At 67.2% G+C, this 13,754-nt stretch carries 16 protein-coding genes; 12 read left to right on the top strand and 4 right to left on the bottom strand.

Annotated features, from left to right (window positions below; all coding sequences use genetic code 11):
• The first annotated feature begins 158 nt into the window (after positions 1 to 158).
• From ACODTJ_RS12975 to ACODTJ_RS12965, 3 genes are all read left to right on the top strand, one after another.
• Positions 159 to 1,955, top strand: a complete 1,797-nt coding sequence (locus ACODTJ_RS12975) for an ABC transporter ATP-binding protein/permease (RefSeq protein WP_488849013.1) — start codon at positions 159 to 161, stop codon at positions 1,953 to 1,955.
• Between the two features lie 44 nt (positions 1,956 to 1,999).
• Positions 2,000 to 2,566 (top strand): hypothetical protein, encoded by a 567-nt coding sequence (locus ACODTJ_RS12970; protein ID WP_454658846.1) that lies wholly within the window; start codon positions 2,000 to 2,002, stop codon positions 2,564 to 2,566.
• Between the two features lie 156 nt (positions 2,567 to 2,722).
• A complete protein-coding gene (locus ACODTJ_RS12965; RefSeq protein WP_454658847.1) occupies positions 2,723 to 3,697 on the top strand; it encodes a lysylphosphatidylglycerol synthase domain-containing protein in 975 nt (324 codons plus the stop codon).
• 215 nt (positions 3,698 to 3,912) lie between these two features.
• Here ACODTJ_RS12965 and ACODTJ_RS12960 read toward each other — a convergent pair whose 3' ends face one another.
• A complete protein-coding gene (locus ACODTJ_RS12960; protein WP_454658848.1) occupies positions 3,913 to 4,650 on the bottom strand; it encodes a hypothetical protein in 738 nt (245 codons plus the stop codon).
• 126 nt (positions 4,651 to 4,776) lie between these two features.
• Here ACODTJ_RS12960 and ACODTJ_RS12955 point away from each other — a divergent pair, with 126 nt between their 5' ends.
• Together ACODTJ_RS12955 and ACODTJ_RS12950 are read left to right on the top strand one after the other, a co-directional pair.
• Positions 4,777 to 5,412, top strand: a complete 636-nt coding sequence (locus tag ACODTJ_RS12955) for a glutathione S-transferase family protein (protein ID WP_454658849.1) — start codon at positions 4,777 to 4,779, stop codon at positions 5,410 to 5,412.
• Between the two features lie 160 nt (positions 5,413 to 5,572).
• A complete protein-coding gene (locus ACODTJ_RS12950; RefSeq protein WP_454658850.1) occupies positions 5,573 to 6,811 on the top strand; it encodes a multidrug effflux MFS transporter in 1,239 nt (412 codons plus the stop codon).
• Positions 6,812 to 6,951: 140 nt separating this feature from the next.
• Here ACODTJ_RS12950 and ACODTJ_RS12945 read toward each other — a convergent pair whose 3' ends face one another.
• Positions 6,952 to 7,161 carry a cold-shock protein gene (locus ACODTJ_RS12945; RefSeq protein ID WP_454658851.1) on the bottom strand — a complete coding sequence of 70 codons (210 nt, stop codon included), beginning with the start codon at positions 7,159 to 7,161 and terminating at the stop codon, positions 6,952 to 6,954.
• Between the two features lie 215 nt (positions 7,162 to 7,376).
• On the opposite strand from ACODTJ_RS12945, the gene ACODTJ_RS12940 reads away from it, so the two are divergent.
• Positions 7,377 to 8,063, top strand: a complete 687-nt coding sequence (locus tag ACODTJ_RS12940; protein ID WP_454658852.1) for a fumarylacetoacetate hydrolase family protein — start codon at positions 7,377 to 7,379, stop codon at positions 8,061 to 8,063.
• A 26-nt stretch (positions 8,064 to 8,089) separates the two neighbouring features.
• On the top strand, positions 8,090 to 9,019 hold the full coding sequence (locus ACODTJ_RS12935) for a dihydrodipicolinate synthase family protein (protein WP_454658853.1): 930 nt from the start codon (positions 8,090 to 8,092) through the stop codon (positions 9,017 to 9,019).
• Positions 9,020 to 9,290: 271 nt separating this feature from the next.
• Here ACODTJ_RS12935 and ACODTJ_RS12930 read toward each other — a convergent pair whose 3' ends face one another.
• Entirely contained in the window at positions 9,291 to 9,770 is a 480-nt protein-coding gene (locus ACODTJ_RS12930) for a copper chaperone PCu(A)C (RefSeq protein WP_454658854.1), read from the bottom strand.
• 110 nt (positions 9,771 to 9,880) lie between these two features.
• Positions 9,881 to 10,258 (bottom strand): hypothetical protein, encoded by a 378-nt coding sequence (locus ACODTJ_RS12925; protein ID WP_454658855.1) that lies wholly within the window; start codon positions 10,256 to 10,258, stop codon positions 9,881 to 9,883.
• Positions 10,259 to 10,670: 412 nt separating this feature from the next.
• On the opposite strand from ACODTJ_RS12925, the gene ACODTJ_RS12920 reads away from it, so the two are divergent.
• Genes ACODTJ_RS12920 through ACODTJ_RS12900 form a run of 5 tightly spaced genes read left to right on the top strand, consistent with a single transcriptional unit; the run spans position 10,671 to position 13,723 of the window.
• Positions 10,671 to 10,919 carry a hypothetical protein gene (locus ACODTJ_RS12920; RefSeq protein ID WP_454658856.1) on the top strand — a complete coding sequence of 83 codons (249 nt, stop codon included), beginning with the start codon at positions 10,671 to 10,673 and terminating at the stop codon, positions 10,917 to 10,919.
• Between the two features lie 7 nt (positions 10,920 to 10,926).
• A complete protein-coding gene (locus tag ACODTJ_RS12915; RefSeq protein WP_454658857.1) occupies positions 10,927 to 11,100 on the top strand; it encodes a hypothetical protein in 174 nt (57 codons plus the stop codon).
• Between the two features lie 7 nt (positions 11,101 to 11,107).
• On the top strand, positions 11,108 to 12,226 hold the full coding sequence (locus ACODTJ_RS12910) for a methionine ABC transporter ATP-binding protein (RefSeq protein ID WP_454658858.1): 1,119 nt from the start codon (positions 11,108 to 11,110) through the stop codon (positions 12,224 to 12,226).
• Positions 12,216 to 12,881, top strand: a complete 666-nt coding sequence (locus ACODTJ_RS12905; protein ID WP_454658859.1) for a methionine ABC transporter permease — start codon at positions 12,216 to 12,218, stop codon at positions 12,879 to 12,881. Before ACODTJ_RS12910 ends, ACODTJ_RS12905 begins: the two co-directional genes overlap by 11 nt.
• Before the next feature lie 41 nt (positions 12,882 to 12,922).
• On the top strand, positions 12,923 to 13,723 hold the full coding sequence (locus ACODTJ_RS12900) for a MetQ/NlpA family ABC transporter substrate-binding protein (protein WP_454658860.1): 801 nt from the start codon (positions 12,923 to 12,925) through the stop codon (positions 13,721 to 13,723).
• Positions 13,724 to 13,754: the final 31 nt, after the last annotated feature.

The raw sequence follows: 13,754 nt of genomic DNA, 5'->3' as shown, positions 1-13,754 counted from the left end.
TTGTCCGGCTCAGGCACCCATCTGAACGAAGGGTGCACGCGCGCGGTCGCCCTTGGCAAAACCGCTGTTCAGATCCGTTCATGTCGAGTTCATTTTCGTCCGATCAGGTTCGAGCCAGAGGAGACCGGAAAACCGGCCCTGGGGGACCATTCGCAACCGTGCTGACGCCCGACGAGACGACAGGCGCGAGATCGGCCGTGCCTGGAGATCGCCAGGTCGCGCTGCGATTCGCGCGTTTGACCCGTGATTTCTGGCGCGGCGAGACGGCGCGCTGCGCCTGGCTCTGGACGCTGCTGCTGGCGGCCGGCGTCATCCTCACCGTTTTCGCCAATGTCACCGTCAACCGCTGGAACGGCTGGTTCTTCGACGCGCTGGAACGCAAGGACGGCCACAGCGCGCTCGTCGCCATGGCGGTATTCCCGGTGATCGTGCTGGTGGTCGCAGGGCTCGGCGTCCTCATCCTGAAATCGCGCGAAACCTTCCAGGTTCACTGGCGGCGCTGGCTGACAGCCAAGCTGGTCGATGGCTGGGTCGGCGACCGGCGCTTCTTCCGGCTGAGCCTCTCCGGCAAGGAGCCGGCCAACCCCGAATACCGGATCGCGGACGATGTCCGCTGGGCGACCGAGCCGATCGTCGATTTCGCGATGGGCCTGCTCTCCTCCGTCATCACCATCGTGATGTTCATCGAGATTCTCTGGGAAATCGGCGGCAGCCTGAGCCTGAGCTGGGGCGAGAGCGAGATCACCATTCCCGCCTATCTCGTGCTCGCCGCGATCCTCTATGCCGTCATCGTCACCCTGCTGGTGACGGCCGTGGGACGGCACCTCGCCGGCCTCATCGCCCAGCGCACGGAGAGCGAGGCGGGCCTGCGCTTCGCGCTGATGCGCATCCGCGACCATGGCGAGGCGATCGCGCTCGCCCGCACCGAGACCGGCGAGCGCCAGGCCGTGGCGCAGAGCCATGGCGTGCTGGTGCTGCGCTGGCTCTCCGTGATCAAGCAGCGGGCGCGCCTGACCTGGATCACCAATGGCAGCAGCGCGCTGGTGCCGATCGTGCCGCTCTTGCTGGCCGCTCCCAAATATCTCGCCGGCGAGATGACGCTGGGCGGCGTCGTGCAGGTCGCCGCCGCCTTCGTCGCCGTGCAGAACGCCTGCAACTGGCTCTTCGACAATTTCATGCGCATCGCCGAATGGCTGGCCGCCGCAAGGCGCGTCAACGAATTGGCCGATGCGCTGGAAGAGGTCGAGCAGGAGCCGCCGGCGCAGGGCCTCACCGTCGAGGATGGCCCGCATGACAGCCTGCGGCTGGAGGCGGTGACGCTGCATGACGTCGCCGGGCATGCGCTCGCGGCCGATATCGGCTTCGTGCTGCCGGCCGGAGCGGTGCTTCATGTCGCCGGCGATGCCGGTTTCGCCAAGAACGCACTGATGCAGGCCATCGCGGGGCTCTGGCAGCAGGGCGAAGGCCGGATCGTGCTGCCGCACGGCGCGCGGGTCGCCACCGTGCCCCAGCATCTGCAATTGCCGGGGATCGGCCTGCGGCATCTCCTGCAGGGCGACCGGCCGCGTCCCGCGCCGGAAATCGCCGCGACCTTGCGCCGCTACGGGCTCTCGACCCTGACCGCGCGGCTCGACGGCGAGGAGGACTGGAACAGGAGCCTGACCCGGGCCGAGCGGCAGCGGCTCGCGCTTGCCCGGACCGAGCTGGCCGACCCCGCGATCGTCCTGCTCGACGAGGCGACGAGCGCGCTGGAAAGCGATGCGGCGCTGGAGATCCTGACCGAACTGCGCGCCGCCCTGCCGCGCGCGATCATCATCGCCTTCGGCCAGAGTCCCGGCCTGGCGGAAAGCGCCAGCCACCGGATCATGCTGCGCCGGATCAGGGGCGTGGCCGAAATCGTCGAGCGCGAGGGCTTCACGGAGCCTCGCATCGCCGCGACCAGCGAAGCCCTCTGAGCGGCCTCGCCATCGGAAAACAAACTTCAGAGAGGAGAAACACCGTGAAGATGAATATCTGGGATGCGTTCTGGGGCCTCGAGATCGAGCAGTGCCCCTGCGACGTGCATTTCGTCGAATGGCTGGAGCAGGAGAAGCTCAGCGGCAAGCGCATCTATCATTTCGGCACCGGCGGGCATCACTATGTCGGGCTGCGTTGCGCCGAGCCGCATCTCGACAACACGGTGCTGGGCATCACCGCCTCGCCGCAGGAATACGAGTCCTTCATCAAGCTCGCGACCGACAACCCGAACGTCACCAAGACCTACAGCGCCTATTTCGGCGACATCTACACCAGCAATGCCCGCCTGCTGCCGCGCTTCGACGTCGTGACGCTGTTCCATAGCGGCGAGTTCCGCGGCGAGGCCAACGATGCCTATGGCGCGCTGACCGACCGCGAGGTGATGGATCTCTTCACGCAGCAGACCGACAAGGGCGGCTATATCCTGTTCTACAGGGGCTCCTACGCCTATGACGTGGCGGAGCGGCTGATCCCGGACTGGATGAAGGCGATGCCGGTCGAGGAGGTCGAGGGCTTCAAGACGCTGCGCATCTTCCGCAAGACGGCCTGAGGCGCCGCGCCGGTAGCCGGGTTCCCTCATGCGGCCTATTCGCCGCGGCGGCTTGTGCATTGCCGCCGAGGCGTTATCTGTCGGGCGGAGTTCATCCGAGCTCTGCCCGCCACCGCGCCGCCGCGTTTCCGCAGCGGTGCGCAACCCTGAGAGCCCATGTCGTTCGGCCCGCATGAGCCAGGTTTGCCCCTGCGCAAGCGCAGCCGCTGGTGGTGGCTCGGCCCGCTGGCCAGCATCGTCATCTTCAGCGCCTCGCTGGTCGTGCTCTGGCACATCATCAGCGGAATGGAGCCCGGACAGCTCGCCGGCGCCTTCGAGAAGGCCAGCCTGCGCCAGCTCGGCCTCGCCGTCGCCTTCACCGCGCTGAGCTACCTGCTGCTCACCGGCTACGATGCGCTGGCATTACGCCGGCTCGGCCTCTCGATCCCATACCGCACCACGGCGCTCGGTTCCTTCACCAGCTATTCGGTCTCGTTCACGCTGGGCTTCCCGATCGTGACCGGCGGCACGGTACGTTACTGGATCTATTCGCCGAAGGGCGTCAGAGCGTCCGAGGTCGCGAGCCTGACCGTGATCGCCGGCATCACCTTCTGGCTCGGGCTCGGCGCCATTCTCTGCGCCAGCCTGATCTACGCCTCCGATCAGGTCGCGATGCTGGCACGGACCTCCCCGCTCGTCGTCCAGATCGTCGGCGGGCTCGTGGGCCTCGGCATCCTCGGCTATCTCACCTGGATCGCAACCGACGAGCGCACGATCCGCGTGCGCGGCTGGAACCTGCATCTGCCCGGCCTCGGCACGACGCTTGGCCAGATGGCGCTCGGCGCCTGCGAGGTCTGCGCCGCTGCCGCCGTGCTCTTCGTGCTGCTGCCCGGCGGCTACGGCCTGGAATACCCGACCTTCCTCGCCGCCTATATCTTCGCCTGCCTGATCGGTATCGCCAGCCATGCGCCCGGCGGGCTCGGCGTGTTCGAGGCGACGATGCTGGTCGCGCTCAACCGCTTTCCCTATGAGCAGGTGCTGGGTGCGCTGCTGATCTTCCGCGTGGTCTACTACGTCCTGCCCTTCATCCTGGCGCTGGTCCTGCTGGCGCTGAACGAGATGATCCGCCGCATCCGCCGCCACGAGACTTAGGCGGTTACCAGCCTGGTCCTGGCCAGCCCCTTTGTCATTCCGGGGCTTCGCGCAGCGAAGAGCCCGGAACCCACGACCGGGCGCACCGTCTTGAAAACGGATATCTGGCGTCTCGCCCAGTCGTGGGTTCCGGGTTCGCGCCTGCGGCGCGCCCCGGAATGACAAAGGGTGCTGTTCATGGCAATTGCGAGCGAGCGTCAGATCGGAGCCCGACCCTATTTCATCGCGACGATGATCAGCATGAAGGCCAGCATCAGCAGGAGCAGACGGAAGCTCCAGTTGAGCTTGCCCAGCTGTTCGGCGGTGGTTTCCGGCCAGTCTTCCTCGGTCTCATGGATGGCCTCAGGTGCCGGCGCAGCCTCGACCGCCACCGGAAGCGGGCGTGGCCGCCATTCGATGGTCTCGATGAAGCCGCGCGCGGGCTGGGGCGAGCGGCCATCGGCATCGAGGCCGAGATACCAGTCGAGCGGCCCACCATTCGGGCGCCCGCGATCCTCCTCGCGGATCCAGAGGCTCGTCGTGGCGCTGAGCGAAAGCTCCTGTGCCAGCCCGGAGAGCAGGTCGGCCTTGAGCGCCTCGAACACGGCCGGCGCCAGGAAAGCCTCGGCGAAAGGCAGCGGCCCGTCGTCCCCATCACGATAACCGAGCATCAGCAGCAGGCGCGGCTGCTCGCCGGCCTGCGACAGCGGGCGCAGGGTCAGGCCGATCGGGCCGGCCTCGCCCTCGAAACCCGCGCGCCGCAAGCCGCCATCGACGACCACCGCCTCGGCGAGGAAGCGTCGGCTTTCCTCCAGCCGGCCATCGCGCCTCTCGAAGCCGCCGACGAAGCGCAGCCCCGAGGCCGACAGCCGGAAGCGCCGCGCCGCATCCTGCACATAACGGGTCGACGACCCCTCGATCGCCATCCGCCCGTCGCTGACGGATACGCTGCGCGCCACGCGTGATTCGTCCATATCGCCGTCCTGTTTCGCGGTGACGATAGCAGCTTGGGCCAGCTGCGTCAGGCGGCGGCTCCTGACAGGATCACGCTGATGCCCCAGGATGAGGGCCTCCCCGACCCATCACGGAGGCGCAAGACGATGGCAGACGAACTCGTGCTCTACACAAACCCGATGTCGCGCGGGCGCATCGCGCGCTGGATGATGGAAGAGATCGGCCAACCCTACCGGGCCGAGATCGTCGGCTTCGGCGAGCCGATGAAAGGCGCCGCCTACAAGGCGATCAATCCGATGGGCAAGGTGCCGGCGCTGGTTCATGGCGACACCGTCGTCACCGAATGCGCCGCGATCTGCGCCTATATGGCCGATGCGTTCCCCCAGGCTGGGCTCGTACCGGAGCCGGGTAGCCGTTTGCGCGGCCCGTATTATCGCTGGATGTTCTTCGCCGCCGGCCCGGTCGAGGCCGCCGTCAGCCACAAGGCCTTCGGCCTGGAAGTGCCGCCGGACCGGGCGCGCTCCATCGGCTACGGCACCTATGCCGATGCGATGAACACGCTCGAATACGCGGTGACCCGCAGCGACTACCTGACCGGCGACCGCTTCAGCGCCGCCGACGTCTATGTTGGTTCGCAGGTCCTGTGGGGGATGCAGTTCGGGACGATCGAGAAGCGGCCGGCCTTCGAGGCCTATGGCGCCCGCATCTCCGCGCGCCCCGCGGCCCGCCGCGCCGCCGAGATCGACGATGCGCTGATGGCTGCGATGCAGAAGCAGGCGTGAATCTGCCGTCCTGCGCCGGAAACGCGCCCGGCGCATGGCGCATGGCCGGCTGGACCGGTTGCCGCGCGCCGCGGGCAGGGCTAATGCTGCGGGCAGAATTTGGCCCGCCGCTGCCGGATGACCGCAGCCGCCGGGTCTCGCAGCAAACTTCGCGATCGCCATGAACGACATGTCCGCCATTGCCCGGCCGCGCCACGGCATGGGCTTCTACCCCTTCGTCGGCCTGACCGCCGCGCTGATGGCGACGAACGCGCTCGCCATCGATTCGATGCTGCCGGCCCTGCCGCAGATGGCCGAGGCGCTCGGCATCGTCGAGGCCAACCAGCGGCAATGGATCATCACCGCCTATCTGCTCGGCTTCGGCGTCTCGCAGATCTTCTACGGCACGATCTCGGATCGCTACGGCCGGCGCCCCGTCCTGCTCGTCGGCCTCTCCATCTACGTCCTGGCCAGCATCGTCGCCGCCTTCTCGGGCTCCTTCGAGGCGATGATGGCAGCGCGCGTGGTGCAAGGCATCGGCGCGGCCGCCACCCGCGTGCTGGTCGTCTCGATCGTGCGCGACTGCTATTCCGGCCGCGAGATGGCGCGCGTCATGTCGCTCGCCATGATCGTCTTCCTGGCCGTGCCGATCCTGGCGCCCTCGATCGGCCAGGCGATCCTCTGGGTCGCGCCCTGGCGCTGGATCTTCGGCGTGCTGACCAGCTTCGGCGCCGTCGTGATGCTCTGGGTGCTCCTGAAGCTGCCTGAAACCCAGCATCCGGAAGACCGCAAGCCGATCGAGCCGGCGAGCGTGCTCGCCTCCTTCCGCACGACGCTGACCAGCCGCATTGGCGTCGGCTACATGCTGGCCATGGCCTTCGTGCTCGGCGGCTTGTTCGGCTTCATCAACTCGGCGCAGCAGGTCTTCGTCGACGTCTTCCATGCGCCGGAGCTGTTCACCACGATCTTCGCGCTGATCGCGATGTTCATGGCGGCGTCCTCGCTGCTGAACTCGCGCATCGTCGGCAGGCTCGGCATGCGCCGCGTCTCGCATGGCGCCTTGCTGGGCTATATCGCGCTGACCAGCCTCCATGCGCTGGTGGCGCTCGCCGGCCATGAATCGCTCTGGACCTTCGCGATCCTGCAGGGCGCCGCGATGTTCTGCTTCGGGCTGATCGGCCCGAATTTCGGGGCGATGGCGATGGAACCGCTCGGCCATGTCGCCGGCACGGCCTCCTCGGTGCAGGGCTTCGTCACCACGGTGATCGGTGCGCTGCTCGGCTTCTATATCGGCCAGCATTTCAACGGCACGGTGGTGCCCCTGACGCTGGGCTTCGCGCTCTGCGGCATCGCGGCGCTCGTCGTCGTGCTGATCGTGGAGAGAGGCCGGCTGTTCCATCCGGCGCCGGGCCGGCCCTGAGAGGGCGCACCCTCCCTCACCGCCGCCTGCGGCGACGGGTATGCCTTGAACCCGCGCCGATCCGACCAGGACCGAACGCGATCCGCCCTAGGCTCGGGACAGGCGCCGCCATCGCCTTCCCGTAGAACGCCTGAAAACGCTCAGGTCGTCTGCAGGTTCACAGCCGAGTTCTTCCCGGTCTTCCGGTCCGGCTCGAGATCATAGCTGACCTTCTGCCCCTCGTTCAGGCCGCGCAGACCGGCGCGGGTCACCGCGCTGATGTGAACGAAGACATCATTGCCGCCGCCATCCGGGGTGATGAAGCCATAGCCCTTGGTCTCGTTGAACCATTTCACGGTTCCCGTACTCACATGCCATTCCTTCCATAGGCTCGCCGGTTCCCCCGGCAGGGCAGTGTAAGGAGCAAATCGTCCCGCTTGCAACGACGCGCCGCACAACCCGTTCCGCGCCTGCGAAAAGCATGCCGCAATGCCTCCCGCGCAGGCCCGCCGCCGACGCAAGTCGCTTGCGGTCCGGGCGCCTCTCGCCCATGAACGGCGCAGTAAACGATCGAGGGAGCAGCAGGATGAGCAACTATGTGATCGACCCGCCGGCCGTGACGGCCGTTCCGGTCGCAGGCGGCGGCTCCTTCCCGGTGCGGCGCATCTTCTGCGTCGGCCGCAACTACGCCGAACATGCCCGCGAGATGGGCCATGATCCCGACCGAGAGGATCCGTTCTTCTTCACCAAGCCGGCCGACGCACTGGTGATCAACGGCGCCGACATGCCCTATCCGACCAAGACCAGCGACCTCCATCACGAGATGGAGCTCGTCGTCGCGATCGGCACCGGCGGCAAGGACATTCCCGAAGCCGCGGCGCTGGCCCATGTCTATGGCTACGCCGCCGGGCTCGACATGACCCGCCGCGACCTGCAGGCCGCCGCCAAGAAGGCCGGTCGCCCCTGGGACATGGCCAAGGGCTTCGATCTCTCCGGGCCGATCGGCGAGATCGTGCCGGCGAGCCATGCCGGCCATCCCAGCGCCGGCAAGATCGAGCTCACCGTCAACGGCGTCGTGCGCCAGACCTCCGACCTCGCCAAGCAGATCTGGAATGTCGAGGAGACGATCGCCTATCTCTCCGGCCTCGTCGAACTGAAGCCGGGCGACCTGATTTTCACGGGTACGCCGGAAGGCGTCGCCGCCGTGAACAAGGGCGACGTGCTCGAAGGCGTGATCGCCGGCGTCGGCACCGTCCGCACCCGCATCGCCTGACCAGATCGCAGGACAAGGACAGCATCATGCGCCTCACCCCCGACGCTTCCGGCGTCTTCCCGATCGCGCCGACCCCGTTCAATCCTGACGGCAGCATCGACTGGGCCTCGGCCGACCGGCTGTTTCAGTTTTACCACGACATCGGCTCGGACGGCGTCACCGTGCTCGGCATCATGGGCGAGGCGCCCAAGCTGGAGCCCGAGGAATCGGTCGAGCTGGTCAAGCGCTGCGTCGCCCGGATGGGCGGCAAGCCGATCATCGTCGGCGTCTCGGCGCCCGGCTTCGCCGCGATGCGCTCGCTCGCCCGGCAGGTAATGGATCTCGGCGCCGGCGGCGTGATGATCGCCCCGCCGCCGTCATTGCGCACCGACGACCAGATCACCGGCTATTATGCGCAGGCGGTCGAGGCGATCGGCGCCGACATCCCCTTCGTCATCCAGGACTATCCGCTGACGCTCTCGGTGGTGATGACGCCTGCGGTGATCCGCAAGATCGTCATGGACAACCCGTCCTGCGTGATGCTGAAGCACGAGGACTGGCCGGGCCTTGAGAAGATCTCGACGCTGCGCAAGTTCCAGAAGGAAGGCTCGCTGCGCCCGATCTCGATCGTGACCGGCAATGGCGGGCTCTTCCTCGATTTCGAGATGGAGCGCGGCGCCGACGGCGCGAACACCGGTTATGCCTTCCCGGAACTGCTGATCGACGTGGTCCGCCTGCAGAAGGCCGGCAAGCGCGACGAGGCCCATGACATCTTCGATGCGCATCTGCCGCTGATGCGCTACGAGCAGCAGCAGGGCGTCGGCCTCGCCGTGCGCAAGTACACGATGATGAAGCGCGGCATCCTCAGCCACGACGCGCAGCGCAAGCCCGGCTCGGTCCTCAGCGCCGCCGCGAAGGCCGAGGTGGACTACCTGCTGGCGCGCATCGCGAAGCACGACCCGCGCGCGAAGCTGTGAGGGCGCCACTTACCCCCTCTCCCCTTGCGGGAGAGGGTTGGGGTGAGGGGTCTCGCGACATTCGCCGCTAGAGCAGTTCCGCAATTCTCCGAATCGCGGAATTGCTCCAGGTCGTTGTTTTGTCGCATTTTCTTCACGCGAACCGGCGTCCACTTCGCTCGAAACTGCTTTAGCCGTTCACCGCCGCCGTTTCCGGCCTGTGCGACCCCTCATCCGGCCCTTCGGGCCACCTTCTCCCGCAAGGGGAGAAGGGAAGGTCGCCGCTTGGGACTCAGTGCCCCTTGTGCTCGCCTTCGCTGCCCTTGGCGGCGATCGAGTCGACCTTGAACTCGACATCGACGGCCCCGGCCTTCTCGAAGGTCAGCGTGCCCTTCATCATCTCGCCCTGCTTGAGCTGCTGCTTCAGCTCCATGAACATGATGTGGTAGCCGCCAGGCTTGAACTCGACCTTCTTGCCAGCCGGCAGTTCGATGCCCTGATCCAGCGGCCGCATCGTCATGACGCCGTCCTTCACCGCCATCTCGTGGATTTCAGAACGGGCCGCGAAGGGAACGGAGACCGAAACCAGCCGGTCGGCCGTCGTGCCGGTATTCTCGATCGAGAGATAGCCGCCGCCGACCTTGGCGCCGGCCGGCGTGGCGCGCGACCAGGGATGGCCGATCTTGAGCGGCCCGGCCTTGAATTCATGGGCGGTGGCGAAGCCGGCCGAGAGCAGGAGAGCCGCGGCGGCGAGCGAGTAGGAAAGCTTCATGATGGATATCCCGAACGGATGAGGCCGCTGGCGCAGCCTCGTGAGCGATTGCCCCCGCTCATGACAGAGCGGACAGGCTGGAATTGGATGCGGATGGGCAGGCGGAGGTTTCAGCCGGCAGGCGGCGCGCGCGACTGCGCGAGCCCGGCTGCGAAACGATGCGGCAAGCCCTCGGCCAGGGGCGCAGGCGACACCAGACGTGCGGCAAACCGCCCCGGCGCGGGCACGGCCTCGACTGGCGGACCGGCGAGGACCGGATTGAGCGGGCAGCCCTTGCAATGGGTGAGATCGCCGATCGGAACCGACTGGCCATCGTCAGGAACCGGCTCGCCGGAGCAGAGCACGACGCCGTCCGAACCGCCGAACGCGGCCATGGCCGGGGCTGGTGCAAGCGCCAAGGCCATGACGCACAGCGCATAGGCCATCGCCAGCCAGGCCCCGAGCCCGGAGCGGCGAAGACGGTCGAGAAGGGCGGCGCGAGCCTGCATAGGCGCAAATGGCGCCGCTTGCCCGGCTTCGTCAAGCTGCGCATTGCCGCATCCTTGGCGAGGCGCAAACAGCGCACGGAGAAAATTATTCTCTGCCGTTTAGTTTCTTTAAAAGAACGATCCGGTTGACAAAGAGGACGATCCCGATCAAATTGCAGGTGTTCCCGGAGCAATCGGGGAGCCGCGGAGATTTGAGCAGCAGCTTGCGCCGCGTCACCAAACGCTAAAGCGCCACGACTGGGTCGTGGGCTCCAGATCGAGGAGACTGACATGACCATTGCGAAAACGAGCCGAAGCCAGACCCGCTTCCGCCTGATGTCCTGCCGCTGTCGACGCTGAGATCGCAAGGCCGAGAGGTCCTTCCCATCCGTTCGTTCCGACGCATGCCGCATGGGCGGCAGAAGGCAGTTCCATGTCCCAGATTCAGTCTCTTCCCGCCCGGGCCCGCCCGGCGCAGCAAGCCTATGTCATCGAGCTCGGCGAGGCCCAGATCGGGCTGGTGAGCCGCCGCGCCGACGAGCGCGACTTCACCTTCGTCTCGGCCTCCGCCGCCTTCCGGACGCTGGATGGCCAGCGTTTCGCGACGCCCGGCGCCGCCGAGACCGCCGCGCGCCGGCTCTCCCGCTCGCAGCGGCGCGCGCCGCTGCTGCTGGCTTCGTGAGGCGGCGATGCAGCTTCTCTCCACCCTCTGGAACGGTCTCGCGAACTGGTTCGCCCAGGCCGTTCCCGCCAGCTTCGACCCGCTCGACGCCGCAGCCGCGGACGACCAGCGCCGCTCGGTCCATGACGTGACCATCGAGCAGCTCGGCATCGCCCACTGGTCCTGCCACACGCATTTCTGAGGACATGATGAACGCCCCCGTCAGACCCGGCACGCTCAGTGCCGGCGCGACTTCCGTTGCCTTGCCCCTATCATTGCCTGATCCAGCCATCCGCTTCGAGCGGGTCGGCAAGACCTATCCGGGCCGCCGCGGCCAACAGCCGGTCAGCGCGCTCGCCGGGATCGATCTCGACGTGCCCGCCGGCACCATCCTCGGCGTGATCGGCCGCTCGGGCGCCGGCAAGTCGACGCTGATCCGCCTCGTCAACGGGCTGGAGCGCGCCACCGAAGGGCGCATCCTGATCGAAGGCCAGGATGTCACCGGCCTCACCGAATCCGGCTGGCGCCAGCAGCGCCGCCGGATCGGCATGATCTTCCAGCATTTCAACCTGCTCTCGTCGCGCACGGTCTTCGACAATGTCGCGCTGCCGCTGGAGATCGCCGGCGCAAGCAAGGCCGAGATCGCCGCCAAGGTCGAGCGGCTGCTCGCGCTGGTTGGCCTATCCGACAAGAGCGCGCGCTATCCGGCCGAGCTCTCGGGCGGGCAGAAGCAGCGCGTCGGCATAGCGCGCGCGCTCGCCACCGATCCGAAGGTGCTGCTCTGCGACGAGGCGACCTCGGCTCTCGACCCCGAGACGACGCGCTCGATCCTCGCCCTCCTCAAGCAGGTCAATCGCGAGCTCGGCATCACCATCCTGCTGATCACCCACGAGATTCCGGTGATCAAGGAGATCTGCGACCGCGTCGCGGTGATCGAGGGCGGGCGCATCGTCGAGCAGGGCGAGACCTTCGAAGTCTTCACCAACCCGCAGCACCCGACGACGGCGAGCTTCGTCGAGACGGTGACCGGCGTCGAATTGCCCGAACATCTCGCCCATCGCATCCGCAAGGAGGCGCGCGCCGGCGACAATATCGTGCTGCGCATCACCTTCCTCGGCGAGAACGCAACGGCGCCGGTGATCAGCCGGCTCAGCGCCATCGTCGGTGTCGACGTCAACATCCTGGCCGGGCGGATCGACGCCATCGCCGGCCAGCCCTTCGGCAGCCTGCTGGTCTCGGTGCCCTCGCGTGCGCCGGAGAGCGACGCCGTGCTCGGCGCCCTGAAGAGCCTCGGGCTCAAGGCGGAGGTAATCGGCCATGTCTCCTGAAATTATTCGCCTCATCGCTCAGTCGACGCTGGACACGCTCGCCATGGTCGCGGTCGCGGCCGGGCTCGGCACGCTCTTCGGCCTGCCGCTCGGCGTCTTCCTCGCCACCAGCAAGCGCGGCGAATTGTTCGCGGCGCCGGCCGCCAACCTTCTGCTCGGCACGCTGGTCAACGCCACGCGCTCGACGCCCTTCATCATCCTGGTCGTCGCAATCATTCCGTTCACCCGCCTGATCGCCGGCACCTCGATCGGCACCGTCGCTGCGATCGTCCCGCTGACCGTCGCGGCGACGCCGTTCATCGCCAGGTTGATCGAAGGCGCCGTGCGCGAGGTCGATCAGGGGCTGGTCGAGGCCGCACGCGCCATGGGTGCCACGCCCGTCCAGATCATCAGAAAGGTGCTGGTGCCCGAGGCCCTGCCGGCGATCGTGCTCGGCCTGACGCTGGCTCTGGTCAGCCTCATCGGCTTCTCGGCCATGGTCGGCGCGGTCGGCGGCGGCGGGCTCGGCGATCTCGGCATCCGCTACGGCTACCAGCGCTTCATGCCGGACGTGATGGCAGCGGTCGTCGCCGTGCTCATCGTCCTCGTCCAGCTCGTCCAGAGCATCGGCGACCGGCTCGCCCGTCATCTCAACAAGCGCCTGCGCCACGCCTGACGCTTCCAGTTTATCCCTATCAGACTGAAGGAAACGACATCATGACGACCCTCCTCAACCGCCGCGCCGCGCTCCTCGCCGGCTTCGCTCTCACCCTCGCCGCCGTCCCGGCGCTTGCCCAGCAGAACCAGGTGGTGCGCATCGGCGTCTCGCCCGGCCCGCATGCCGAGATCCTGGAGAAGGTGAAGCCCGTCCTCGCCAAGAAAGGCATCGACCTCAAGATCATCGAGTTCTCCGACTATGTCGTGCCGAACCAGGCGCTCGACGCCGGCGAGCTGGAGGCTAACTCCTTCCAGAACCAGCCCTATCTCGACAATCAGGTGAAGGATCGCGGCTTCAAGATCGAGAGCGTCGGCCTGACCGTGAACTTCCCGCTCGGCATCTACTCGGCCAAGTACAAGGACTGGTCGCAGGTGCCTGACGGCTCGACCGTCGCGATCCAGAACGACCCGACCAATGGCGGCCGCTCGCTCTTGCTGCTGCAGGACAAGGGCGTGATCAAGCTGAAGGACGGCGTCGGCTTCAAGCCGAGCCCGGCCGATATCGTCGGCAACCCGAAGAAGCTCAAGATCATCGAGATCGAGGCCGCGCAGACCCCGCGTTCCCTCGCCGATGTCGCGGCCGCCGCGATCAACACCAACTATGCCGTCGATGCCAAGATCGATCCGGCCTCGGCGATCCTGCGCGAGGACGCCAAGGGCCCCTATGTCAACCTGATCGCCGTGCGCAGCGCCGACAAGGACAAGCCCTGGGTCAAGACGCTGGTCGAAAGCTACCACTCGCCCGAGATCAAGGCCTTTGTCGCCGAGCGCTTCAAGGGCGCCGTCCTCGCCGGCTGGTAACCGCTCCTCCCACCTGGCTCTCCAGTCAACA

The sequence above is a fragment of the Allobosea sp. FG18 genome (genome assembly GCF_057809495.1).
Note: the sequence above shows the minus strand (reverse complement) of the source record. Positions and strands in the feature narration are given on the sequence as shown.

Excerpts from the sequence above, each read along its gene's own strand:
- ACODTJ_RS12940 (WP_454658852.1), top strand. The coding sequence starts at position 7,377 with ATGAGCAACTATGTGATCGACCCGCCGGCCGTGACGGCCGTTCCGGTC.
- ACODTJ_RS12920 (WP_454658856.1), top strand. The coding sequence starts at position 10,671 with ATGTCCCAGATTCAGTCTCTTCCCGCCCGGGCCCGCCCGGCGCAGCAA.
- ACODTJ_RS12925 (WP_454658855.1), bottom strand. The coding sequence starts at position 10,258 with ATGCAGGCTCGCGCCGCCCTTCTCGACCGTCTTCGCCGCTCCGGGCTC.
- ACODTJ_RS12905 (WP_454658859.1), top strand. The coding sequence starts at position 12,216 with ATGTCTCCTGAAATTATTCGCCTCATCGCTCAGTCGACGCTGGACACG.
- ACODTJ_RS12915 (WP_454658857.1), top strand. The coding sequence starts at position 10,927 with ATGCAGCTTCTCTCCACCCTCTGGAACGGTCTCGCGAACTGGTTCGCC.
- ACODTJ_RS12900 (WP_454658860.1), top strand. The coding sequence starts at position 12,923 with ATGACGACCCTCCTCAACCGCCGCGCCGCGCTCCTCGCCGGCTTCGCT.
- ACODTJ_RS12960 (WP_454658848.1), bottom strand. The coding sequence starts at position 4,650 with ATGGACGAATCACGCGTGGCGCGCAGCGTATCCGTCAGCGACGGGCGG.
- ACODTJ_RS12930 (WP_454658854.1), bottom strand. The coding sequence starts at position 9,770 with ATGAAGCTTTCCTACTCGCTCGCCGCCGCGGCTCTCCTGCTCTCGGCC.
- ACODTJ_RS12965 (WP_454658847.1), top strand. The coding sequence starts at position 2,723 with ATGTCGTTCGGCCCGCATGAGCCAGGTTTGCCCCTGCGCAAGCGCAGC.
- ACODTJ_RS12955 (WP_454658849.1), top strand. The coding sequence starts at position 4,777 with ATGGCAGACGAACTCGTGCTCTACACAAACCCGATGTCGCGCGGGCGC.
- ACODTJ_RS12950 (WP_454658850.1), top strand. The coding sequence starts at position 5,573 with ATGAACGACATGTCCGCCATTGCCCGGCCGCGCCACGGCATGGGCTTC.
- ACODTJ_RS12910 (WP_454658858.1), top strand. The coding sequence starts at position 11,108 with ATGAACGCCCCCGTCAGACCCGGCACGCTCAGTGCCGGCGCGACTTCC.
- ACODTJ_RS12935 (WP_454658853.1), top strand. The coding sequence starts at position 8,090 with ATGCGCCTCACCCCCGACGCTTCCGGCGTCTTCCCGATCGCGCCGACC.